Raw genomic sequence first — 25,143 nt, 5'->3', positions numbered from 1 at the left:
ATAATTTATAACTCTCTAGTAAATATAAGTCCTTGTGAACTTTCTCAGAACGAAAACACCCATATCCCCCGACTTTGAAGAGTAAGTTTTTCTCCTAGTTTTACGGTTTCATCAGTCAGTATACTGTAAGCGGAAGAAGCGGGCAATATTTCCTTGTAATTTGCTAGGTCTATTGTTTGTTCCCGATTGTTTCCATTCATGAATACAACTACCGATTCGTTTCCATATTTACGTTCATATACATAGATTCCTTTATTGGGAGTAAAATGTTTTAGTTTGCCTTTAGCAATCACTTCATTACCTTTTCTCCATTGAAGCAATTTCTGTAAAAAGGAGAAAGCTTCGTTCTGTTGCGGTGTACGGTCAGTCGCATTAAAACAGTTGGTTGTGTCACCTTCCCAACCACCGGGGAAATCACGACGGAGGAGTCCGTCACCATCTGCTTTATCCCCAGCCATCAGGATTTCAGTTCCGTAATATATCTGAGGGATACCACGTGTTGTCAGTAAGAAAGTCAATGCTTGTTTGTATCGATCCAAATTCTTGGTAGCTTCGTCTGAACGATAGAAACGCGATGTATCGTGATTATCAAGGAAAGTAAGCAGATTCATTGGATCGGCATATACGATGTCTTGCGCCAAATAGTCATAAAGGCGGCAAAGACCTCCGTTCCAGTCTGTTGTTTCTTCATCAAAAGCACTATTCATCTGGTCCATCAATGGAAAATCCATGACGGTACGTAAGTTTGAATTTTTAGGAGCAGAAACTTTACTGTCTTTCTGCCAATAAGAAACAAGTACATTACTGCCTATCCAGGTTTCTCCAACAATATTGAAATCCGGATATTCATTAGTAACCGCTTTGCACCAGTTGGACATCATATCAAAATCAGCATAAGGATGTGTATCTTGACGGATACCGTTGATGCCTGCATACTCGATCCACCAGATACTACTTTGTATTAAATAGGTAGCTACATGACGGTTGCGTTGGTTGAAGTCCGGCATACACTGGGTGAACCACCCATCTACGACTGTTTTCTTTGCATCTTCCGAGGCATAGGGATCTGATGGAGTAGCCGTTTTGAAAGTTGTCTGCACATAGTTTCCTTTGAAGTTGAACCAATCTTTGGATGGCATATCTTTGAAAAGATAGTTTTCATCTCCACAATGATTGAAGATCATATCCATTACGACTTTTAAACCTTTATCATGAGCTTTTGTCACAAGATTGCGAAACTCTTCGTTACTTCCGAAACGGTGGTCTATCTGATAATAGTCAGTAATCGCATAACCATGATACGAACCTTCTTTCATGTCATTTTCCTGAACCGGATTGAGCCATATACTTGTTGCTCCTAATTCTTCAATGTAGTCCAAGTGATTCTCTATTCCCTTCAGATCACCACCATGGCGGGCATAAGGATCATTACGATCAACTCTTGCTTCCAACATTCCGGGAATGATATCGTTGGAAGAATCACCGTTTGCAAAACGGTCCGGCATGATGAGGTAAAGTACATCTCCGGAGTTGAAACCTTCTACTTCAGAAGCTTTTGATTTTCTTTCTTTTAGTTCATAAGGAATCTCAGTGCTTTTCTTCCCTTCTCTCAGAGTAATAGAAAAGTTTTGTGGAGCAGCTTCTGAGAGGTCCAGATATAAAAGTAGATAATTGGGACTTTCCAGTTTTACTACTTCTTGTAGAGTGATGTCTTTGGAAGAGATACTGACTTCTGCAGATGATATATCATCACCGTATAATAAGACTTGTAGTTCGGGGTTTTTCATCCCCGCCCACCAAAAAGTAGGAGCTACTTTCTTAACGATCGTTGTAGCAAATGTCTGATGACAACTAAATAGCACAAGCAAGATTGCAAATAAAAAATTCCGTTTCATGGTAGCATAGATTTTAAATGTTCGCTCGGAAAACCGATATCGCAAATGTAAAGGGATGAAGAGTGCTAAGTTGGGATTAGAATATAAATATAAGTCTCTGAATTGTTTATTGTATTGATAATTATGATATTATCTATTTGTTGAGAACTGGAAAATATAAGTGATAATGAAAATAGTTATTCATATATATTTCATTATCATTACTATATTCATTATATTTGTGACATCTTAAAAAGTTCTTTATGAGAAATGTGACCTGTTATATTCTCTTTTTCTTGTTAGTTTATCCGCTTTTGTCTTTTGCAGAACATACGGATAAGAAGGCAATACTTAAAAGGCTGGATGATGTTATAAGCAGAAAAGAAATATTTCAAATTCTGAAAGAAAGGGAAATAGATAGCTTAAAGGTACAATTAGCTCATGCTACCGATTCTTCTGATAAGTATCGGTTATGTGATGCTCTGTTTGATGCCTATGTTCATTATCAGGCCGATTCTGCACTCCATTATGTCCATGAAAGAATGGATATCCTACCTCAATTGAACCGCCCTGAACTGGAAGATGAAATTAGTATTGACCGGGCAACAGTCATGGGAGTGATGGGTATGTATATGGAAGCTATAGAGCAGTTGAAAAAGATTAATCCTAAGATATTGAATAAAGAAACCTTGTTATCTTATTATCAAACCTATCGTGCTTGCTATGGGTGGCTTGCTGACTATACTACTAATAAAGAAGAGAAAAAGAAATATCTGTTGGAAACGGAATTATACCGAGATTCTATTATCAGTGTGATGTCTCCGGAAACGAACAGAATCATTGTTGCTGCAGAAAAGTGTATTGTTAACGGAAGGGCTGATACAGCTTTGATTATGTTGAACGATGCGCTGAAAGAGGTCGTTGATGAACGTCAGAAAATCTTTATTTATTATACGATGTCCGAAGCGTATCATATGAAAAAGGATACGGAAAAAGAAATTTACTATCTGATACTGACCGCTATTGCTGATTTGGAATCTTCTGTTAGAGAATATGCCTCATTGCAAAAGCTGGCTTATTTAATGTATGAACAAGGAGATATTGATCGCGCTTACAAATATTTGAGTTGTTCGATGGAAGATGCTGTTGCGTGTAATGCTCGCCTGAGGTTTATTGAAGTGACAGAGTTTTTTCCGATCATAGACAAAGCCTACAAATTGAAGGAGGAAAAAGAACGCGCAGTTTCCCGTACTATGTTGATTAGTGTGAGTCTACTTTCTTTATTTCTTCTTATTGCCATTTTCTTCTTGTATCGTTGGATGAGAAAACTGTCTGCTATGCGTCGTGACCTAAGTTTGGCAAACGAACAAATGTTAGTGGTGAATAAAGAACTGGAACAGACTGGTAAAATCAAGGAAGTATATATTGCCCGTTATCTGGATAGATGTGTGAACTATCTGGATAAGCTGGAAGCTTACCGCCGTTCGTTAGCAAAATTGGCAATGGCATCCCGTGTAGAAGATTTGTTTAAAGCGATTAAGTCCGAGCAGTTTATACGGGATGAACGGAATGAATTTTATAATGAATTCGATAAGGCATTTCTGAAGTTGTTCCCAAACTTTATTTCTTCCTTTAATAATTTATTGGTAGAAGAAGGAAGGGTATATCCCAAATCGGATGAATTATTGACCACCGAACTCCGTATTTTTGCTCTTATCCGTCTGGGAGTAGTAGATAGCAATCGAATTGCGCATTTCTTGGGGTATTCTTTAGCAACTATCTACAATTATCGTAGCAGAATGCGTAATAAAGCTGTCGGAGACAAAGAACGATTCGAACAAAATGTTATGAACTTATAAAAATGAGGTTGTGTCAAAACGTTGGCACAACCTTTTTCTAAAATTTATAGTCCTGTTATCTTTTCTTTTGGCTATGCCGCTTTTTTCTCATTCATTTGGTAACAAGTTACTATATTCCCGTTGTATCGAGTTATAAATAGCCCAATAAATATAGATTTAGCAAGTGTAATGAACTCCTTTCCTGCCTTTCTCAGTTTTGCACACATCTTTTTGATATTAAAAGCTATGGCAAAGAAGGCAAAGTCCATTGTCACCTTGTCTTCTCCCATATGCCGGAACCTTCTGTATGCCATGTTGTATTTCATTTGTCCAAAAACGGCTTCCGGTTCTATACACCGCCTGCCCCTATGCCTGATTCCTTCTTCTGAGAGCAACCTTTCCCGTGCCTGCCTTTTGTATTGGTTTAACCGGTGGTTGACTTCTATAATACGGTTCCCCCGGGCTTTAAAGCAACTGCCACGCAAAGGACAGCCTTCGCATCTTTGTGCTTTATACCGGGCACTTTCGGAGATGTATCCGCTCGCTGTTTTGTCACGTCTGGTTCCTATACGGTTCATGTGCTGCCCCATAGGACAAACGTAGTAATCCTCCCCCGCATTGTAATGGAGACTCTCCGCATGGAATGGGTTGGGGGTATAACGGGGACGCTGTTCTTTATGGAAGTAGTTGTACTTGACAAAGGCTTCTATCCCATTATCTTGCATGAACCGGTAATTTTCTTCCGAGCCGTAACCGGAGTCTGCCACACCGATACCCGGTAAGCGGTTATAGCGGTGCTGGAAGGAGTGGAAGAAAGGGATCAGGGTCAGCGTATCGGTGGGGTTGGGAAACAGCCGGAAGTCTATGATGAACTGGTTTTCAGTACCTGTTTGTAAATTATACCCGGGCTTGGTCTGCCCGTTCTTCATGGCGTCTTCTTTCATACGCATGAATGTAGCATCAGGATCGGTCTTAGAATAGGAATTACGTTCTCCAAGGACTTCAAGGTGATTGTCGTATTCCATCAGCTTGTCACGGTACTCCTCAAGTTCCCGGACCTGTTTCTTCTTTTCCCGGATGACTTTCTTTTGTTCCTTGTCCTTTGTTACAGGCTGGTGTTCCAGCACCTCTTTAAGTTCATTCACTATATCTGAGAGCATGGCAGGAGTGAACTCTACGGATGTGTCTTTGGAGGAGTTCTCTTGGGCTATGGCTTCATCTACCTGCTCCAGGAGAATGCGGATCTTATCCATCAGCTTTGTACGGTTCTTTTCGACTGTCTTGCGCCAGACAAAAGTATATTTGTTGGCCATGGACTCAATCTTGGTACCGTCGATATACTCTACGTCAAGGCTGATAAAACCTTTGTCGGCAAGGACAAGAACCAACTGCGTAAATACGGTATTTATTTCTTCTTTTACACGGTTTCGAAAACGGTTGATGGTAATAAAATCCGGATGTTCATTACCGGAAAGCCAGATATAATGGATGTCACGTAGGAGAAGCTTCTCTATTTTGCGGCACGAATAGATATTGTTCATGTAGGCGTAGATAATTACCTTGAGCATCATTTTAGGATGATAAGGACAACGACCGGTTGCTTTATAAAGCTTCTTGAAATTGTCAAGATTGAGATTATCAACAACTGTATTAACGATGCGAACCGGATCGTTCGATGCTATGTTCTCATCAATTCTTCCGGGAAAAAGAACTGTTTGGTTGGGAATGTAAGGACGAAAATGTAACTTTGCCATAACGAAAAACTTTATGCCTAAAGTTACAAAAATTTTGGGTAATAACAAAGCCCGGGCTTGCGAAAGTCTAGGCTTTGCGCATAAAAAAAGGTTGTGCCAGCATTTTGACACAACCTCATTCATGATTGATATAATTTCTATTATTTATATCCTGCCGCTTTGGCTATTCTTTGAGGTATTTCTGTATTGTCAATCTTGTTACCGAACAAATGAGAACCGGCACCAATAGCAAATACTGGAACATACCCGGCAGAATGTCCGCCGCTTGCCCAATTTATCATAGCAATATCATTTATTATTTCCTTTGCACAGGCAGCTATTGGTTCGCTTTTTGAATACATACTTTCTGCAAATACTACTTTATTCTTAACGAATGACTCTTCGAACTCATCACGTAATTCTCTTTCTTGTTTCCACGAAATGGGTACTTCTTTCCAGAATCCCATTTCTTGACCAAGAAATTCTTTCATTTCTTCCCAAGTTACCCTATTGTTTTTTGACTTTCTCAGTTCGCTGATACGTTTTGAAAGTCCATCCGTAGACTTTTTCTGGTACTGAAGAGCTTTCAGATTCAGTTCATATCTTCCTCTTCCTAAGGCGATTCCGCCTGTCTCGTGGTCTGCAGTAATAACAATAAGGGTTTCTTTCGGATGTTTTTTGTAGAATTCGTAGGCTACTTTTACAGCTGCATCCATGTCTTTTACTTCATTGAATACTGTTGCCGCATCATTACCGTGCGCCGCCCAGTCAATCTTCCCTCCTTCTACCATAAGGAAGAATCCTTTGTCTTTTCCTTTCATCAAAAAGTCAATTGCACTTTCTGTTATTTGTGCTAATGTCAGGTCATTTTCCTCCCGATCAATAGCGTAAGGTAAACACCCCGGATCTTTACCCTCTTCTTGTATCAGAATCATTTTTTGAGCTTTATCCGCTTTAGCTTTGTAGTCATTATAACCGCGTGCTAAGGTATATCCCGCTTCTTCGAAAATAGGGAAGATGCTAGGTGCATCTTTCTTATCATGAGTTTTTGTAGGTTTCAAGAAGCCACCTCCTGCATAAAAATCGAAGTTTGCTTTAGGGAGATCTAAGGCTATCTCATAATACATATTCCTATTAGGCTGGTGTGCGTAAAATGCTGCCGGAGTTGCATGGTCAACGCTAACGGAAGTAGCCACACCTACTTTCTTTCCAGCTTTTTTTGCTTTCTCGGCTACAGTTTCCATAGGTTTTTTATCTTCTCCTACAGAAATAGCACTGTTATAAGTCTTTTTACCAGTGGATAGAGCTGTACCCGCAGCAGCAGAATCTGTCACCGAATTGGTTGCAGAAAAGGTAGTAGCCATAGTTGCTACTGGAAATTGGGTGAATAACAATGGCTCAACGCCGATTCGTCCATTTTGTAATTCGGCATAATACATTTCGGTACCATTTACTTGATTGACTCCCATTCCATCTCCGATGAAATAGAATACGTATTTAGCCTGTCCGTTAGCTACAACGGAAATGAGGACAAAAAATAACGTATAGATTAGCTTTTTCATTTTGAATATTTAATATTGAGTTAGTGATTGTGCAAAAATAGTGAAAAAAGAAAAATAGGATATGAGTATTCTGTAAATAAAATCACTACTTTTAGGTATTTTATATGCTTATTTTTGTTTTTTTTGCTGTTTTTTTTGCTGTTTTTTTGCTTTTTATGTCAGAATAAGTATCTTTATGCACTTTTTATTGAATAAAACTTTAGATAATGCTCTATGTGTAAGAAAAATATAAACTTAAAGAGTTGAGTTTATTATTAAGGAGAAATAGAATGAAAATAAGTCCATTAATTTAGAAGAGAGTTGTACATGTTGAGAGTTGTAAATTTATTGTGTGTGGTTATGTTTGTGACTGCTTCTATGTTTGCGCAAGGCAATAGTGCAAAAAAGAAAGAAGATAAACAAGCACAAGAGCGCATATTAATGGGGGTCGTTAAAGAAGCCTCTGGTGAACCTTTGCCGGGAGCGACGGTTTATGTAAAAGGAGCTATGCAAATTGGTGCTGCAACCGATCTGTATGGGAATTTTGTTCTGAAAAATATTCCTGCAGGTAAGCAAACTATTCTTGTTTCTTGTATTGGAATGGAAGGGAAGGAAATTACTTATACCGGACAAAAATCTGTACTTGTAATTCTCCAAGAGAAAGTTACAGAAGTTCAAGATGTAGTTGTGACGGGAATATACGTACGTAAGAAGAACAGTTTTACCGGTTCGGCTACTACTTATTCCAAAGATGATTTGAAGAAGATTGGAACAAAGAATCTGATTCAGAGCTTAAAAACGCTTGAACCGGCTTTAAATGTTATTGAAAATACTAGTTGGGGCTCGGATCCGAACCGTATGCCGGACATGGAAATACGTGGGAAAACCAGTATTGTGGGAGAATTGTCTTCCGACTATGATAATACTGCCAATCAACCTTTATTTATCTTAGACGGAGTAGAAGTGGATATTGATGATATAATGAAACTTCCGATTGACCGTATTGCCAGTGTTACAGTGTTGAAAGATGCTGCTTCTACTGCTATATATGGTTCGAAATCAGCTAATGGAGTTATCGTTGTAGAAACCGTACGACCTGAACCGGGACGTCTTCGTGTTTCATATTCGGGAAACTTTACTTATCAAACACCCGACTTGACAGATTATAATCTTATGAATGCTTCCGAAAAACTAGAATTCGAGCGATTGGCGGGACGCTATACTGCAAAGACAATTTATGATAGCCAAGATGAGTTGGATGCACAGTATTATAGTCGTTTGAAGGAAGTTAGACGCGGGGTGGATACCTATTGGTTGTCTGAACCTTTACGGGCCGTTTTGAATCATTCTCATAATTTATATATTGATGGCGGTGATGAGGCTATGGTATATGGTGTGGGAGTCTCTTATAGTAATGAGGATGGTGTAATGAAAGGCTCGGATAGGGAAACGATGAGTGGTAATCTTAAATTAAGTTATCGGGCTAAATCATTGATTTTCACAAATGATTTTAATATTGATGTAACTAATTGGGATCGTGAACCTGTAGATTTCTCCTATTTTGCACAAGCGAATCCTTATTATCGTAAATATAATGATGACGGAACGGTTCCTGAGTTATTGGAATCTATGGATATTGCCAAAAATACCATTTATAACCCCCTTTACCTATATAATATTGTCAATACCAATAAGACTGGCGAAATGACATTGAGAAATAATTTCAGTGTTGTATGGCGTTTTTGGGATGCTTTTCAATTACGTAGTAGGATAGGAGTAAATAAAAGCATTGCTAAAAATGAGATGTTCAAGTCACCTAATCACCCGGATTTTCTGAGCGAAACCCGTAAAGGAACTTATAGTCGTGAAGATAATGATAACTTCTCCTACAATGGTGATTTTACATTGACATATGGTAAAGTATTTAAGGATGTACATTTAGTAAACCTCGTCGGTGGTTGGACCTTCAGTCAGAAACAAACACAGGAAAATGGATTTATGGTATCTGGATTTACTAGTGATTTACATCAGAATCCGCAGTTCTCGGCTGGTTTTAATCAAGGAGATAAACCAACATATCGTAATACAATCAGTCGTTCGACCAGTTTTTATATGAATGGTAATTATTCATTCCGCAACCGATATATGCTGGATGCCAATCTGCGTTGGGATGGTTCCTCAGTATTTGGAGCACAGAAAATGTTTACAGGTACATGGGCCATTGGTTTGGGATGGAATATTAACAACGAACGTTGGTTTCGCGCCGAATGGGTTGATTTGTTGAAACTTCGTTTCTCTATCGGTAATCCGGGTAATCAGAATTTTGATGCTTATCTTTCTTCGGGTACTTATATCTATAATTCGGATTATACCAACCATTTTGGAACAAGTGCTATTATTGAAAAGTTTGCCAATAAGAATCTGGCTTGGCAGAAAACAATCGACAAGAACTTTGGTCTTGACTTTGAATTCTTTGATAGCCGCCTACGTTTATCAGGTGATTATTATCATAAAGTGACAGATCCGTTGCTGGTTTCTGTTGCAATGCCTCCTTCTGTTGGTCTTAGTAGCATTTATACCAATTTTGGCGGTCAGGTATCCAAAGGATTTAATGGAAGTATCATGTTCAACGCCATAAAACGTAGTGATATGCGTTTGAATTTGAACTTAAATTTCCGTCATGGTACAACCGAATATCGTAATATAGGTGATAAACTCGATTTTATGAATGAAAAGGGAAGTGGTAACTCATATCGTCGTTATTATGATGGTGGTAGTCCTGATGATATTTGGGCAGTCCGTTCGGCAGGAATTGACCCGGCTACCGGACGAGAGATATTTATAAAGAAAGATGGTACATATACTTTCCAATATGATGCGAATGATGAAGTAGTCGTAGGATCTACCGCCAGTAAGTTGGAGGGAGTATTCGGAGTATCCATGTATTACAAACAATTCTCTGCCAGTATCAATTTGCGCTATGTGCTGGGAAGAAAGGTATTTGCTTCTGCTTTATATAATAAGGTAGAAAATATTACGGAAGACGGCATGTTTTATAATCTGGATAAGCGTGCATTGTATGACCGCTGGAAAGAACCGGGGGATGTAGCTCGGTTTAAAGCTATTGACAACTTTGAAAGTACACCTATGTCATCCCGTTTTGTGGTGAATGATAATGTGATTAGCGGTGAATCAATTAGTCTGGGATACGAAACTGCTGCGAAATGGTTACGTAGTATTAGAGCATCAGGTGCTTCTATTCGATTGTATATGAACGATATATTCCGGCTAGCTTCTTTCAAGGAAGAGCGAGGTCTTGAGTATCCTTTTTCCAGAAGTGTGTCATTGTCAGTAGATATTAGATTCTAAAAAAGAACAGGATTATGAAACAATATACAATTATATTTTCTCTTTTTCTTCTTTTACTTGCTACTTCGTCCTGTAAAGAATGGTTGAGGACTGATTCGGAAGACCGGATTATGGAAGATGCTTTGTTTAGTAATGAAGAAGGTTTTAATACAGCACTGAATGGTGTGTATATCGGATTATTGAATACCAATCTTTACGGTCAGAAATTAACAACAAGTACTTTTGATATTCTGGCTCAGTATTATGATACCTCTAAACCGCTGAATACTCATGTCTATCGCAATTTGACAAATTTTGATTATCAGACAACGAAAGATGCAGTGAAAGATATTTGGACTCAGGCATATGCAATGATAGGAAATCTGAATACAATCTTGGAACATTGTGAGACAAACCGGGTTGTGTTGTCCGATAAAGGTTATCATTTAATAAAAGGAGAAGCTTTGGCATTGAGAGCAATGCTTCATTTTGAAGTCTTCCGTATTTTCGGGCCTGTTTATAAATATGAACCGGGTAAAGAATGTATACCTTATAGTAATGATACAGAAAAAGAGGTGAAACCGTTGCTTGCTGCTACAACGATTGCCGAATATATCTTGAATGACCTGAAAGATGCATTGGATTTGTTGACAGGATTTGATCCGGTCATAACAGAAGGAAATGTGATAACTGACAATGATAAAGGAGATAACAGGTATCGTTATAGAGGGCAGCGATTGAATTACTTTGCAGTAAAAGCATTGATGGCACGCGTATATCTTTATATCGATGATACCGAGAATGCAGGTATATATGCGAATCAGGTGATTGATGAAGCTGCAAAATTCTTTCCTTTTGCAACCCGCGAGCAAGTAAATGGGCAAGCTGCTTCGGGAGCTGTGAGCCAAAGTTCTGAAAACCGTATATTTTCACCCGAAATTTTATTTGGATTGTATAACTCTAAGCGACTGACAGACACATTTGATAAGTTATTCTCTAACAAGCTAGAACCGAAAAATGTCTTGAAGATGACTGATGCGGGAGCTGCTCAATTATATGATGAAGAAGGTGATCTTCGTACTTGCCAGTGGCAATCGATGCGTGATATCGAAGCGAATGACGGTCGCTTTTTTGTGAAATACGGTGAAGTAACGGATTTAGGTTATGAATATGCCAACCTTATGCCGATAGTGAGAATCTCAGAAATGTATTTAATTGCAGCGGAGTGTGACCGGAAGGTAAATCGTCTGGATGAACTACGTGCTGCAAGAAAGATTTCTCAGTTGCATTCAACAGCAGGATTGGATGCTTATATTGAAGATGAATATGTACGTGAGTTTATAGGAGAAGGGCAGTTGTTCTGGTATTACAAACGTAAGGGAGTTACTACACTTCGCCGATTATACAATCCTAGTTTGGATGATATGGAAATTAAGATATCGAATTATCAGTTTGATTTGCCGGATGAGGAGCAAAAACGCCGGCAATAAAAAATAGTAAATTATGAGAACTATATATATTACTTGTCTAGTCTTGTTGGGCATTTTGCAAACAGGATGTCGTGAGAATATTGAAGAGTATTCAGGTATTGCAGGTATTTACTTTGCTATGTCTACTAAATATGGAGGTTTGGACGATAGTGAAGAAGATTATACCAGCGTTTCCGATATTCCTTTTGCTGTAGATGAGCGTGAGGATACCATCTTATTGGTTCGTGCCAAAATCATTGGTGAAGTAGCTGGGCACGATCGTGCAGTATCTATTAGAATCGTACCGCAGGAAGATTCGGAAACTGAAGCTAAAGAAGGGAGTGATTTTGAACCGTTATTTGATACTTATTATGTGAAAGCCAATGAGGTATATGCCAATATCCCTATTCACTTTTATAAGAAAAGTGATTTAAAAGATAAGGAACGTATACTGAAACTGGAGTTATTGCCAAATAAAGATTTTAATACGCCAATGGCAGAATGGTTACGACCGGGAAGTTCTGATAAAGAAGGAATCGATGTGTTGCATCACACAATTACTATTAGTGATAAGTGGATTAAGTTGCCGGGATTTAATGAGTATTATTTCGGAACTTATTCGGAGAAGAAAAATCGGTTGATGTGCGAGTTATTTAATCTGACTCTGAAGGATTTTGAGAAAACGATGTCTACTGTAAAATGCAGGACATTGGCAGTTAAACTAGATCAGTATCTGAAAGAACAAGAAGCTAAAGGTGAGACTGTATATGAGGATTATCTGGATGGAGAAGGTAAACCTGTGAAAATGACTGTCGGGAAAGGGATAGATTATTAAAAGTGCAATTATGAAAAAGATATATATAACGACTTTATTGATATGCTCGATGTTTTCTTCCTGTTTCAACGATAAAGGAAACTATAGCTATTCGGTTATTAATGATATCGAAATAGGAGAAGAAGGTTTTAGTGAACCTTATACTGTCCGAACGGATGTAGATAAACTGAATATTGAACCTGTAATTATCAGTACTACAGATCCGAACCTCAACGAAAATTATACATATGAATGGGTGGCTGTCAGTACTTTGAAATCCCCTAGTACACGTTATACACTAAGTACTGACCGGATATTGAATTATGATGTAAAACTTCCGGCAGATGAATATGATTTATTCTTTAAGGTTACGGATACGAATACAGGGCTTGTGTTTAGCAATGATGTATCTCTAACGGTTAATGGTTCTTATACCAGAGGTTGGATGATTGTTGGAAATGACGATGCGGGAAAACTGGTGTTGGATATGATGTCAATTAGTAGAGATACGTTACATCTGAAAAATATATTGAAAGCTGGTATTACTCATCTCGATCCAACATTTGTATGGGTAGACAATAGTCTTGATTCTTATGATGAATATATTTATGTATGTACGAAGCACCATACCTATAGATACGATCGTGAAGGATTGGACACAGCGGAAGAATTGCAAATCTTTGATCCGGATTCCAAAGGATATAGGAATAACATTGTAACATCTGACATTCAGCGTGTAAAGGAGAAACGTTCAATGTTTCTGTGTGATGGATATGCCTATGTAAATACTACTTTGAATGAAGGGGAATTTGGAAGTCCTAATAATTATTATCTAACAGATGCGGGGTATGAATATTTCTCAATAGGGGGTAAGATTGCCTGCAATCGTACCGGTGAAATAACTTCAGCGGCAGCCATTGATCAATATGTTTTATATAATACGTCAGGTAAAAAATTCTGTTATTTACGACCATTGGCTAAAAATATGTATGATCTTTTGGATAAGGATTCTGAGGAGCCTTACAGTTGGGATACAACTAAAGATTTTGCTCCCAATGGATTGGAATATGTAACAACTATCAATTCGTTGTTTAGTAGCGGGCAGTCAGCCACTATACTTAGAAATTTAAGTAATGGAAAATATTATATTTACACCTATGCGATTACTCGTCAGGGAGGTGTTGTGACAAAAGGAGGACGCTATGAGGTTTCCACAGCTGCAACCGGATTTGGAGAGTCGACTCTGTTTTCTATGACCACCCGTCAAGGATATTTAATTTATGCAGTTGATAATACTCTTTACGGATATGATTTTCGTAGAAACAATCATCCGGTAGTACTAGCCACTTTTCCAGATGAAGAAATAACGGCTATCAATAATGATATTATCTCCGAACAGCAGATGGAAGACAATTTTTATATTGCGACATATAAAAAGGGAGCGGAAGAAGGACGAGGTGGTTCTGTACGGAAATATTCGGTTGCGGATACTCCTGAACAAATTAATATTACTGAAGAATTAGTGTGGAAAGGATTTCCACGTGTCGTCAGTCTCTGCTACAAGCAATTTTAAAGAGTTTATATTTAACTAACTAAAAATAAATAGGACAAAAAAGTATGAAGTACAAAACGCTAATTTTGTGGGTTGCATTAGCAACCTTATGTTCAGGTGTACACGCAGAAAGTGACATCTTTAAAAAGTGGAGAAAGAAGAAAAACAAAAACAAAACGGAACAGACCGACTCAATAAAGCCAAAGGATAAATTTGATAAGGCTATTGATAAAGCTACTCCATATGAAGGAACAATTAAAACATGGATAACTCCTAAAAATGAACTTTTGTTTGAAATTCATAAAGATAACCTGGATAAGCTTTACTTACTCGCTAATCGTGTGTCTTCTATTAGTGAGAGTTCAAACTTTACAGCCGGAGAGATGATCGGAGATCCATTTATGTTCCGTTTATCTGCTGATACTGCTAATGTGTATATGCATACAGTACAGTCATTTGAACGGGTGAAACCTGGAGATCCTATTGAATCTTCTTTTAAGAAAAACTTCTCTGATCCTATCATGAAGACGTTCAAGATAAAAGCTTCACGTAAGGATACTTTGTTGATCGATATGACCTCTTTCTTTGTGTCGAATGAGAAGTGTATTACTCCTCTTCAACAAAGTGTACGTACGCGTGCCACAAAACCGGCCTCTTTTGACTCTTCGGCTTCTATGCTGCTGGGAGTAAAAGGGTTTGAGAAGAATGTGGAGATTACCAGCCGATTGAATTACACTTCAGAATCTGGAGCGTATACGGTAAATATGCGTCGTTCTATTGTGGAGTTGCCGAAAGAACCGATGAAAATGCGGTTACAGGATAATCGTGTAGGATTTTTCAGTACGTTCTATTACTATTATACTTCTGACAAAGATAAGATTCCAACAAAAGAATTTGTGCATCGATGGAGAGTGGAACCTAAAGAGGAAGATCTGGAGAAATATTTTAATGGAGAATTAGTAGAACCTAAGAAACAGATTGTGTTTTATGTTGATTCTGCTTTCCCTGCAAAATGGAGAAAGGCTGTTAAAGATGGTATTGAAGATTGGAATAAAGCGTTTGAGACTGCCGGATTTAAAAATGTAGTTGTGGCAAAGGATTATCCTACCGATGATCCGACATTCGATCCGGATGATATTCGCTATAACTGTGTACGTTATATGACAAACAATGTTGCCAATGCTGCAGGACCGAGTTATATTGATCCTCGTTCCGGAGAAATTTTGGTTGGAGAGGTAATGTGGTACCATAATGTGATTTCTTTAGTTCATAATTGGCGATTTGCTCAGACTGGTGCAGTTGATCCGCGTGTTCGCAAATTGGTGTTTGATGATGATGTGATGAGTGAATCTCTGCGTTATGTGGCTTCTCATGAAATAGGACATACTTTAGGATTGGAACATAATATGGGAGCTAGCTATGCTTTTCCTGTAGATTCGTTACGTAGTTCTTCGTTTACACAAAAATATGGTACTACGCCTAGTATCATGGACTATGCACGTAATAACTATGTGGCACAGCCGGGCGACCTTGAAAAAGGGGTACGTATGGTTCCGCCATTGATTGGTGTATATGATAAATATGCTATTAATTGGGGATATCGTGTGTTTAAGGATACACCGACACCGGAGTCAGAATATAAATATCTGAATGCGATGATCGAGGAGAAGAAGGATGATCCGATGTATCAATTTGGTGCACAACAACTTTTCTTAACTGAAGATCCGACAGATCAGACTGAAGATTTAGGTAATGATCATATTAAGGCTAGTAACTATGGTATTAAGAATCTGCAGTATATTATTGCTAATGTCGAAGAATGGTTGAAGAAAGAGAATACTACTTATAATGATATCCATGAAATGTATATGGCATGTGTAAGTCAGTATATGCGTTACTTGACTCATGTGATGCCATATCTTGGTGGAGTGGAATTTACTGATTTGGTGCAAGACGGAAGCCAGAAATATGATACCCGTTATATTACAAAAGATAAACAGAAGAAAGCGATGGTCTGGTTGGTGGATCAGGCATTAAATTGCCGTAAGTGGTTGTTACCGGAAAGTATTATGCGTATAAACGGGATGGAGTCTAGTGCATTTGATAATTTCCAATATTCCATTGTTGGTAAGATTCTTAGCCCGGCTACTATGGGAATGATTTATGAAGGTGAACGCTCTGGACAAGAGAATATTTATACATTGGATAGCTATTTCAACGATGTTTACCAAGTGATCTTTGCTAATACAATCAATGGGAAATCATTGACCCAGGAAGATATGAATTTGCAAAGTGCAGCTGTAGCTGCTTTGATGAAGTATTCTAATTTAGATCCTTCTATGAATAAAGGATTAGGTGGGGGAGCACCGGGTGGATTAGCTGATCCGGAAGCAGCTTGGAAAGAGATGGTAGCCAAAGTAACAAAGCAGTCCAATCAATTCTGCAATGTCACTTCATGTAAACATGAACATTTGGATGCGGAAACTTCGTATGCGCGTCATAATATGACTCCTGCTAAGTTGTCAGCTGGCGTAGGACGTCCTGTTATTACTAGTACACTGAAGAAGGTTCAGAATCTGTATAAGTCAAGACTTGGATCAGGTGATGCCCGTACACGTGCATTTTATGATTATCAGGTGACAATTATAAACATGTTATATAAGAAATAATTGATTGAGTTTAATTAAATATTAGAGTAGAGTTATGAAAAAATTAATGAATTATTGGATGATTGCTGCAATGGCAGTAACATTAACAATGGGAGTAAGTAGTTGTTCTAGTGATGACGATGAAGGAGAAAAAGACCCTGTTACTTATGAATTGAAGATTGTTAATCAGGCGGATGCTAAGTTGGACGTTGATCCGGAAGCTTTGTCTGAGCAGGTTATCAAGATTCAGACGAATGCTGCACTGAAAGATCTGAGCTTGGAAAAGGTAAATGAGCAATCATGGTGTACTGCCAGTGTGAAAAGTACAACCGAGATTACTGTGAAAGCAGGAGCTAATCCAAATACAACAGACCGTGAAGCTAATTTTAAGTTAGTAGCTGGTGCATCTTCTGTTACATTCTCTATTACTCAGGCAGGAAAGAACTCTACAGGATGTACTTTATCAATAGAATCGAGTGATATTGATGAGCAATATGGTATGTATATGTATATGGGTGATAATTCAGGGAAAACTATTTCTGTGAAAATAAATACAACTGCTAGCCGTTGGAAAGTGGTGACCGCTGATATGATGGGAGAAGGTGATGGCTCAGATTGGATTCTAATCAAGAATCCACGTGGTAAGAATGGAGAAACGATGGAATTCTCCTTAGCACCTAATGTGGCTGGTGATGTTCAATCCGGAACTATTACTATTTCTGCTGGTGATGCGGAAGAAATTGTTATCTATATTAATCAGATGGGTATGGCTCCGGCAACTTCTTATAAACTTTTCACAGATGATAAGAAGGCCCAGGAATTTGCTAATGGAACAGCTTTAAGTTTTGAAGCTACCTATGCTGCTGAAGCAAAAGAACGCATTAAAACACTTTATGTAGAAACGGATGGAGGTTATATTACACTTATATGTGAAACAGGCACCGATAATGAAGTTGAGGATGAAGATTCATGGTTAGGTGCAGGTGGTGACTTAGACCAGCTACTTATTAATGTGAAGAACGATAATACTACAGGTGTAGAACGCACATTGGATCTAGTGATTCTCGATTCAGATTGGAATGCAGAACTATTCCGTATTCCTGTGACTCAAAAAGCAAAATAAATATTGTAAATTGCTTTTAAATAGAAAAACGGTTATCTTGACTCAAGATAACCGTTTTTCTATTTAGAGATGAATTTGACGTGCTTTTATTTATATGAACAAGAAAATCATAGGTATTAATATTCCTATAATCAACTCAATGCCCCCACGTCCAATAATGCCATTTTTACCTTTGTTCATAAACAATCCGGTAAGAGCAATGATAAGTAGTGATACGGCAAAAATATCAGAGAACCAGGTCCACCAGCGAGCCGGATTATAATGTAGACGGCTAAAATAGCTAAGTATCGGTCGTTTTTTTACTGATTCATAAATAGCTTTTCCTGTATTCATATCTATTACTAAAGAAGAACCACCTTTTAAGAAAACCTTTAATTGTTGTTCACCAGAGTAGTAATGTTTCATATAAGCATTTTCTTCGTTGATCATTTTAAGGAAATCAAGTGTCTGTTCCTTACTGACCTTTTCAGTCTGTGGAAAATTACCCTGAATTTGTAGCTCAGTTTTGGTAATTTTGTAGTCAGCGTTGAACGTTCGCTTATGATTTAATGCAATACCTGATACGGCATATACAATGATTACACCAGTAAATAAAAACGAAAGGTCCCGGTGGATAATCCGGAACCATTTACGTATTGTTGTTGGCAAGCTATTTTTCGATTTCATACTCAGAAGCAATAATATGGTACTGGCTATAGTAGTTCTTATTTTCTTTCTTTGTACGTTCTGCAATTTCAGCTCTGATTTGTTCAATTTGTTTCTTAAGCATAGCTACTGCTTCCGGATTACCTCCATCAGGAGCTTTTAGGCTTTCATCCAAACGTTGCTCCCAATTTGACAGGAAAGCCTCGTCTACGCGTTCTTCCGCTATAGTAGCTTTCACGCAAACATTATTGTTTAGCACTCCTTTGTCGAACGAGACCAGTTCTGTGTTAGCTTCTACATTTACAAATCGGGTAGTATCACTACCTAACAAAGTGATATGATTACTTCCATGCCCGCATACATCTACACAAAAACCCTCTAACATAAAAGTGTCTCCGATAAGAGCGTCTTGTATGGTTAATATGCTATCAACAGAGTAAATTTCTTGAGTAGCTTCTTTGGGAGAAGAAGGTTTACAGGCAATAATAGAGATCAAGCATAATAGCAAGACAGTGACATTTAAGATTTTCATAAGTCTGTTTTTTGTATTAGAAAATTAAAAGAGCAAAAAGCCTTGACTAAAAAGCAGACTTTTTGCTCTTTTAATATATGTATATTAAGCCTTAACGCGACCTACATAAGAGCCGTCACGTGTGTCGATTTCAATTGTTTCGCCTTCATTAATAAATAAAGGAACACGTACAGTTGCACCAGATTCTACAGTTGCAGGTTTCAGCGTGTTAGTTGCTGTATCTCCTTTTATACCCGGTTCGGTATAAGTGACCTTCATCTGAACCTTGATTGGCATATCTGCGTAAAGTACAGTCTCAGTTGAAGCATCGGAAACAACTTCCAATACTGCGCCTTCAAGCAAGAAATCAACTCCATTGATCAAATCATGGGCAATAGGATGTTGGTCGTATGTTTCTTGATTCATGAAGATATAGTCTTCTCCTTCTTTATATAAAAATTGGTAGGGACGACGTTCTACACGTACGTCTTCCAGTTTTTCACCGATGTTGAAACGACGTTCGAGAACGTATCCGCTAACTACGTCTTTCAGTTTTGTACGCATGAAAGTGTTACCTTTGCCTGGTTTTACATGCAGAAATTCGATACAGAAATAGAGCTTTCCGTCCATACGGATACAAGTTCCGTTTTTGATGTCTTGAGCATTAATCATACTGCTGTTTTCTTTATTTATATTATTGTTATTTAATTGTCGCTATCCTAATTCGAGTGCAAAAGTAATCTAAATCAGTAAAAAACACAAAAACTTTTGAGCAAAAATGAGTTATCTCTTGGTTAATTTAAAAAAAGTGTCTACTTTTGCAACCCGATTACGTAGAATAATAACATAAAAACAAGATACAGTAATGAAGAGAACATTTCAACCCTCTAACAGAAAGAGAAAAAACAAACACGGTTTCCGTGAGAGAATGGAATCGGCTAATGGTCGTAGAGTTTTAGCTGCTCGTCGTGCGAAAGGCAGAAAGAAACTGACTGTTTCTGACGAGTACAATGGCCAGAAGAAATAAAAATTGTCAGCCATTAAGGAAGCAAGAAAGGCAGAGTTTTAATTAACTCTGCCTTTCTTGTTTCCTTTTTATAAGTCTTGTAACTCTTTATGAAAAGCGAGTTTAAGGAAGAATATGAATGAAAACTCAGGCTTTTCCCTGCTTAATTTTCTATGTTAAAAAGCATTATTCCGTTTTAAATATCTTTCTTTTTACCTTCCTTTGCGCAGAAATATAGAACGAAACAAAGTGATCTGATGATCTTATTAAGACATTGGAAAACGATATAAAGAAATATAGGGTTGTTGAAATCTATAGGAGTGGGGATTATAGTTGCAACAATTGTGGCGGTGATAATGTCCTTGCGTTTCAAGGAAGGATATTTTCATCGCTTTCTTTTTAAAAATTCAACTTATTTGTCGTATCTTTGGCGCAGATTAACAGCAATGCGTATGACAATTAAAGAATTCTTTTCTTTTAAAACAAATAAATACTTCTGGCTGAATATCATTGGCATGGTTGTGGTAGTGATATTGCTATTATTTGGTGTGATGAAGTGGCTCGATACTTACACCCGCCATGGTGAGGCTGTTGTTGTTCCGGACGTGAAAGGAATGACTGTAGAGGAGGCAACAAAGATGTTCCGTAATAATGGGTTGGTATGCGTTGTTTCGGACTCTACTTATGTGAAAAACAAACCTGCAGGTATCATTCTTGAGCTAAATCCGGGAGTCGGACAAAAAGTAAAAGAAGGACGTATAATCTATTTAACTATTAATACTCTTAATATTCCACTACGTGTAGTTCCTAATGTGGCAGATAATAGTTCTCTTCGCCAAGCTCAGGCTAAAGTATTAGCTTCTGGTTTTAAGTTGAATGAACCGGAAATGATGAGTGGTGAAAAAGATTGGGTTTATGGCGTAAAATATAAGGGCCGTTTGTTGTCTGCAGGAGAAGAAATACCTTTAGGGGCTTCTTTGACGTTAATGGTAGGAAACGGAGCGGAGGATATATTGGAAGATGACTCATTGGAGAGTGATGTAACAGAACCTGTTACATCAGAATCGTCATCTACTCAGGATGATAGCTGGTTTTGAATGTAAACAACTGAAATAAGCTCGCATGATAGAGGAAGAACTTCCGGATGACTTGGAGAATGACTTGGATGATATAGAACCGGTCGGTGATGAGGCCCAACTCTATGAGCATTTTCGTGTGGTCGTAGATAAGGGGCAGGCGATGGTAAGAGTAGATAAATATCTATTCGAACGTATTGTCAACGCTTCGCGTAACCGTATTCAGAAGGCTGCCGAAGGTGGGTTTGTCATGGCTAATGGTAAACCGGTAAAGAGTAGCTATAAAGTGAAGCCCCTTGATATCATCACTGTGATGATGGATCGTCCGCGCTACGAGAATGAGATTATTCCAGAAGATATCCCCCTTAATATTGTTTATGAAGATCCATATGTCATGGTGGTAAATAAGCCTGCCGGTTTGGTTGTACACCCCGGACATGGAAATTACCATGGTACTTTGGTGAATGCATTGGCATGGCACTTGAAAGATGTGCCTGATTATGATGCCAATGATCCGCATGTTGGACTGGTTCACCGAATTGACAAAGATACTTCCGGTTTACTGGTAATTGCCAAAACGCCGGATGCCAAAACAAATTTGGGCCTTCAATTCTATAATAAAACGACTAAACGCAAGTATCGCGCTTTGGTATGGGGAAATGTAGAAAAAGATGAAGGAACGATTGTCGGTAATATTGCCCGTAACCCGAAAGACCGGATGCAAATGGCTGTAATGTCCGATCCGGCTATGGGTAAACATGCGGTAACTCATTATCGTGTGTTGGAGCGGTTGGGATATGTAACTTTAGTAGAATGTGTGCTTGAGACAGGGCGTACACATCAGATTCGTGTCCATATGAAGCATATAGGGCATGTCTTATTTAATGACGAACGCTATGGCGGTCACGAGATATTAAAAGGTACTCACTTTAGTAAGTACAAACAATTTGTAAATAATTGCTTTGACACTTGTCCTCGACAAGCTTTGCATGCAATGACGTTGGGCTTTGTTCATCCTGTTACAGGTAAAGAGGTGTTTTTTACTTCTGAACTTCCGGATGACATGACTCAACTTATCGATAAGTGGAGAAGCTATATAAGTAATAGAGATATAGAATGAAACGCACAATTGCTATCGTAGCCGGAGGAGATACCTCCGAATTTCATGTATCCCTGCGTAGTGCACAGGGAGTTTATTCCTTTATTGATAAGGAAAAGTATACACTGTATATCGTTGAAATGCAAGGACTCCGTTGGGAAGTCCAGTTGCCGGATGGTACGAAAGTACCTGTAGACCGCAATGATTTCAGTTTTATGTTAGGGATGGAAAAGATAAAATTTGATTTTGCCTATATAACTATTCATGGAACTCCGGGAGAGGATGGTCGTCTTCAGGGATATTTTGATATGCTGCACATTCCATATTCCTGTTGTGGAGTATTGGCTGCTGCTATCACTTATGATAAGTTTACATGTGGTCAGTATCTGAAAGCATTTGGTGTACGTATTGCCGAATCATTGCTTTTACGTATGGGACAATCCATTTCCGATGAAGATGTATTGGACAAGATCGGCTTACCTTGTTTTATTAAACCGAGTTTGGGAGGATCAAGTTTTGGAGTAACAAAGGTGAAGACAAAAGAGCAAATACAACCTGCCATAGCTAAAGCTTTTGAAGAGGCTCAGGAAGTTTTAGTGGAAGCTTTTATGGACGGAACGGAATTGACATGCGGTTGTTATAAGACAAAAGACAAAACTGTAGTCTTCCCGCCCACAGAGGTTGTAACTCATAACGAATTTTTTGATTATGATGCGAAATACAATGGCCAAGTGGATGAAATAACTCCAGCACGCATTTCGGATGAATTGACGAATCGGGTGCAGTTGCTGACCTCGGCTATTTATGATATATTAGGTTGTTCCGGTATTATTCGTGTGGATTATATTGTAACTGCCGGAGAAAAAATTAATCTTCTGGAAGTAAATACGACTCCGGGAATGACTACTACCAGTTTTATGCCCCAGCAAGTACGTGCTGCCGGTCTGGAAATAAAGGATGTGATGACTGATATTATCGAAAATAAATTTTAATTCCTTGCTATGGATATAACAGAGTTTAATGAGATTCGTCCTTACTATGATGAGGAACTTCCTCAAATTCTGGAGGAACTGATTGCTGATCAAGCTTTTCAGAAAGCAGCTTGTAGCGCAATTCCGAATGTTCCTTTTGAACTTCTGGCACAAAAAATACGTGCATGCAAGACCAAACTGGACTTCCAGAAAACATTTTGTTATGGTATTCTGTGGAAGATAGCTCAGGAACATACTGATGGTTTGACTTTAGATCATACGGCATTGCCGAATAAAGAAAAAGCTTACACTTATATGTCCAATCATCGGGATATAATTTTGGATTCCGGTTTTCTCTCTATTTTGTTGGTCGATGAAGGAATGGATACGGTTGAAATAGCTATCGGAGATAACTTGCTCATTTATCCTTGGATTAAAAAGTTAGTGAGGGTCAATAAATCATTTATTGTACAACGTGCATTAACAATGCGTCAAATGTTGGAATCTTCAGCTCGTATGTCTCGTTATATGCACTATACTATTGCTGAGAAAAACCAGTCTATTTGGATAGCTCAACGTGAAGGGCGTGCCAAAGATTCAAATGACCGCACACAAGATAGTGTGTTGAAAATGTTGGCAATGGGAGGAGATGGTGATTTGGTAGAACGTCTGATGGAAATGAATATTGCACCTCTTGCTATTTCCTACGAATACGATCCTTGTGACTTCCTTAAAGCTCAGGAATTTCAACTGAAGAGAGATGTAGAAGGATATAAGAAAACGACACAAGATGATCTGATTAATATGGAAACAGGACTTTTCGGATATAAAGGAAGAGTACATTTCCAGATGGCTCCTTGTATTAACGACAAGTTGGAACAGTTGGATCGCTCATTGCCGAAGCCGGATTTGTTTGCTAGAATTTCTACTTGTATTGATCAGCGGATTCATTCTAATTATCGGATGTATCCAGGCAATTATATAGCTTATGACTGGTTGAAGGGTAAGGCGGAGTTTGAGCAAAATTATACACTGGAAGAAAAGCAGCGTTTTATTGATTATGTTGAGCAGCAATTGGGAAAAATAAAGATTCCTAATAAAGATGTGGACTTTTTGCGTGGAAAGTTGTTATTAATGTATGCTAATCCTTTAATAAACTATTTAGCTGCACGCCAATGAAAAGAAACAAACTACATACTATTTGGTTGATTGGACTGCTTTTGCTAGTAGCTGCTTGTGGAGATGACGAATATTATTATCCTTCTGTGAAGTTAGAATTTGTCACAGTGAAATCAGGGACGGATGGTAAATTGCAAACACTTCTTCCAGATAAAGGGGATGAAATGCTTGTATCAAAAGACCGTACCAACTCTACTATTTCTCCTAATAATTCGAAGCGTGTATTGGCTAATTATGAAGTGCTTTCTTCCAATGGAGTTGCTTCTGCCACCATATATTCTTTGCAATCTCTGATAACCATGACACCTAAGTTTAAAGGTGAACCGGGTTATGGAGAACTTACAAAAACGGACCCGGTAGATGTAGTGAGTATTTGGATGGGACGAGACTATCTGAATATAATTCTGAGTTTGAAAGCAAAGGGAGATGTGCAACATGTTTTTGATCTTTTAGGGGAAGTACAAGAACAGTCGGAGAATGGTGAGAAGGTCGTTTTATTATCTTTATATCATGATGCACAGGGAGATGCACAATATTATAATCGGAGAGCTTATATTTCAGTTCCTCTAACCAAATTAGTTGGAGAACCAGATCAAATAGTTCGTGTAAAGTTTAAATATTATACCGCGGATAAGGATGGTAATATAATCGAATCGGATAAATATTGTAATCCTGACTTTGAAGGATTTGAATATATTCCGAGTGCAAATTGAGTA

At 38.2% G+C, this 25,143-nt stretch carries 19 protein-coding genes; 13 read left to right on the top strand and 6 right to left on the bottom strand.

Annotation, left to right across the window (positions count from 1 at the left end):
- Window positions 1-44: 44 nt before the first annotated feature.
- Complete coding sequence (locus EJF25_RS12275) at window positions 45-1,895, bottom strand: glycoside hydrolase family 13 protein (RefSeq protein WP_125041378.1); 1,851 nt, start codon at window positions 1,893-1,895, stop codon at window positions 45-47.
- Between the two features lie 242 nt (window positions 1,896-2,137).
- On the opposite strand from EJF25_RS12275, the gene susR reads away from it, so the two are divergent.
- Window positions 2,138-3,733: a SusR family glycan utilization regulator gene (gene susR / locus EJF25_RS12270; RefSeq protein ID WP_125041377.1), complete on the top strand. Its 1,596-nt coding sequence runs from the start codon at window positions 2,138-2,140 to the stop codon at window positions 3,731-3,733.
- Window positions 3,734-3,804: 71 nt separating this feature from the next.
- Here the strand turns inward: susR and EJF25_RS12265 are convergent, their stop codons facing one another.
- Both EJF25_RS12265 and EJF25_RS12255 read right to left on the bottom strand, forming a co-directional pair.
- Window positions 3,805-5,466, bottom strand: coding sequence for an IS1182 family transposase (locus EJF25_RS12265; protein ID WP_125040504.1), 1,662 nt, complete (start codon window positions 5,464-5,466; stop codon window positions 3,805-3,807).
- Window positions 5,467-5,606: 140 nt separating this feature from the next.
- Complete coding sequence (locus EJF25_RS12255; protein ID WP_125041375.1) at window positions 5,607-7,007, bottom strand: alkaline phosphatase; 1,401 nt, start codon at window positions 7,005-7,007, stop codon at window positions 5,607-5,609.
- A 306-nt stretch (window positions 7,008-7,313) separates the two neighbouring features.
- On the opposite strand from EJF25_RS12255, the gene EJF25_RS12250 reads away from it, so the two are divergent.
- From EJF25_RS12250 to EJF25_RS12225, 6 genes are read left to right on the top strand one after another with little or no spacing between them, the layout of a single operon-like run.
- Window positions 7,314-10,355: a SusC/RagA family TonB-linked outer membrane protein gene (locus EJF25_RS12250; protein WP_235016792.1), complete on the top strand. Its 3,042-nt coding sequence runs from the start codon at window positions 7,314-7,316 to the stop codon at window positions 10,353-10,355.
- A gap of 14 nt (window positions 10,356-10,369) precedes the next feature.
- Window positions 10,370-11,824, top strand: a complete 1,455-nt coding sequence (locus tag EJF25_RS12245; protein WP_125041374.1) for a RagB/SusD family nutrient uptake outer membrane protein — start codon at window positions 10,370-10,372, stop codon at window positions 11,822-11,824.
- A 13-nt stretch (window positions 11,825-11,837) separates the two neighbouring features.
- Entirely contained in the window at window positions 11,838-12,638 is an 801-nt protein-coding gene (locus tag EJF25_RS12240) for a DUF4843 domain-containing protein (RefSeq protein WP_125041373.1), read from the top strand.
- Between the two features lie 10 nt (window positions 12,639-12,648).
- The gene (locus tag EJF25_RS12235) at window positions 12,649-14,190 is read left to right on the top strand and encodes a PKD-like family lipoprotein (protein ID WP_125041372.1); all 1,542 of its coding nucleotides are present in this window, start codon (window positions 12,649-12,651) and stop codon (window positions 14,188-14,190) included.
- Window positions 14,191-14,234: 44 nt separating this feature from the next.
- Window positions 14,235-16,838 carry a zinc-dependent metalloprotease gene (locus EJF25_RS12230; RefSeq protein WP_125041371.1) on the top strand — a complete coding sequence of 868 codons (2,604 nt, stop codon included), beginning with the start codon at window positions 14,235-14,237 and terminating at the stop codon, window positions 16,836-16,838.
- A gap of 34 nt (window positions 16,839-16,872) precedes the next feature.
- Window positions 16,873-17,940, top strand: coding sequence for a BACON domain-containing protein (locus tag EJF25_RS12225; RefSeq protein ID WP_125041370.1), 1,068 nt, complete (start codon window positions 16,873-16,875; stop codon window positions 17,938-17,940).
- Window positions 17,941-18,030: 90 nt separating this feature from the next.
- On the opposite strand, the gene EJF25_RS12220 is transcribed toward EJF25_RS12225, so the two are convergent.
- The 3 genes from EJF25_RS12220 to efp form a co-directional block, all read right to left on the bottom strand.
- Window positions 18,031-18,606 (bottom strand): PepSY-associated TM helix domain-containing protein, encoded by a 576-nt coding sequence (locus EJF25_RS12220; protein ID WP_125041369.1) that lies wholly within the window; start codon window positions 18,604-18,606, stop codon window positions 18,031-18,033.
- The gene (locus EJF25_RS12215) at window positions 18,590-19,117 is read right to left on the bottom strand and encodes a hypothetical protein (protein ID WP_125041368.1); all 528 of its coding nucleotides are present in this window, start codon (window positions 19,115-19,117) and stop codon (window positions 18,590-18,592) included. The genes EJF25_RS12220 and EJF25_RS12215 overlap by 17 nt, the downstream gene beginning before the upstream one ends.
- 84 nt (window positions 19,118-19,201) lie before the next feature.
- Window positions 19,202-19,768: an elongation factor P gene (efp, locus tag EJF25_RS12210; RefSeq protein WP_025073941.1), complete on the bottom strand. Its 567-nt coding sequence runs from the start codon at window positions 19,766-19,768 to the stop codon at window positions 19,202-19,204.
- Between the two features lie 193 nt (window positions 19,769-19,961).
- Between efp and rpmH the strand changes: the two genes are divergently transcribed.
- From rpmH to EJF25_RS12180, 6 genes are all read left to right on the top strand, one after another.
- The gene (rpmH, locus tag EJF25_RS12205) at window positions 19,962-20,123 is read left to right on the top strand and encodes a 50S ribosomal protein L34 (RefSeq protein ID WP_025073940.1); all 162 of its coding nucleotides are present in this window, start codon (window positions 19,962-19,964) and stop codon (window positions 20,121-20,123) included.
- A 431-nt stretch (window positions 20,124-20,554) separates the two neighbouring features.
- Window positions 20,555-21,199: a PASTA domain-containing protein gene (locus EJF25_RS12200; RefSeq protein ID WP_125041367.1), complete on the top strand. Its 645-nt coding sequence runs from the start codon at window positions 20,555-20,557 to the stop codon at window positions 21,197-21,199.
- 25 nt (window positions 21,200-21,224) lie between these two features.
- On the top strand, window positions 21,225-22,298 hold the full coding sequence (locus tag EJF25_RS12195) for an RluA family pseudouridine synthase (protein WP_125041366.1): 1,074 nt from the start codon (window positions 21,225-21,227) through the stop codon (window positions 22,296-22,298).
- A complete protein-coding gene (locus tag EJF25_RS12190) occupies window positions 22,295-23,269 on the top strand; it encodes a D-alanine--D-alanine ligase (protein ID WP_125041365.1) in 975 nt (324 codons plus the stop codon). The genes EJF25_RS12195 and EJF25_RS12190 overlap by 4 nt, the downstream gene beginning before the upstream one ends.
- Window positions 23,270-23,278: 9 nt before the next feature.
- Complete coding sequence (locus EJF25_RS12185; protein WP_125041364.1) at window positions 23,279-24,427, top strand: acyltransferase; 1,149 nt, start codon at window positions 23,279-23,281, stop codon at window positions 24,425-24,427.
- Entirely contained in the window at window positions 24,424-25,140 is a 717-nt protein-coding gene (locus EJF25_RS12180; RefSeq protein WP_125041363.1) for a NigD1/NigD2 family lipoprotein, read from the top strand. The genes EJF25_RS12185 and EJF25_RS12180 overlap by 4 nt, the downstream gene beginning before the upstream one ends.
- Window positions 25,141-25,143: the final 3 nt, after the last annotated feature.

It is taken from the genome of Bacteroides faecalis (genome assembly GCF_003865075.1).
In the GTDB taxonomy this organism is placed as follows: domain Bacteria; phylum Bacteroidota; class Bacteroidia; order Bacteroidales; family Bacteroidaceae; genus Bacteroides; species Bacteroides faecalis.
This window is presented reverse-complemented; position numbering and strand designations above follow the sequence as displayed.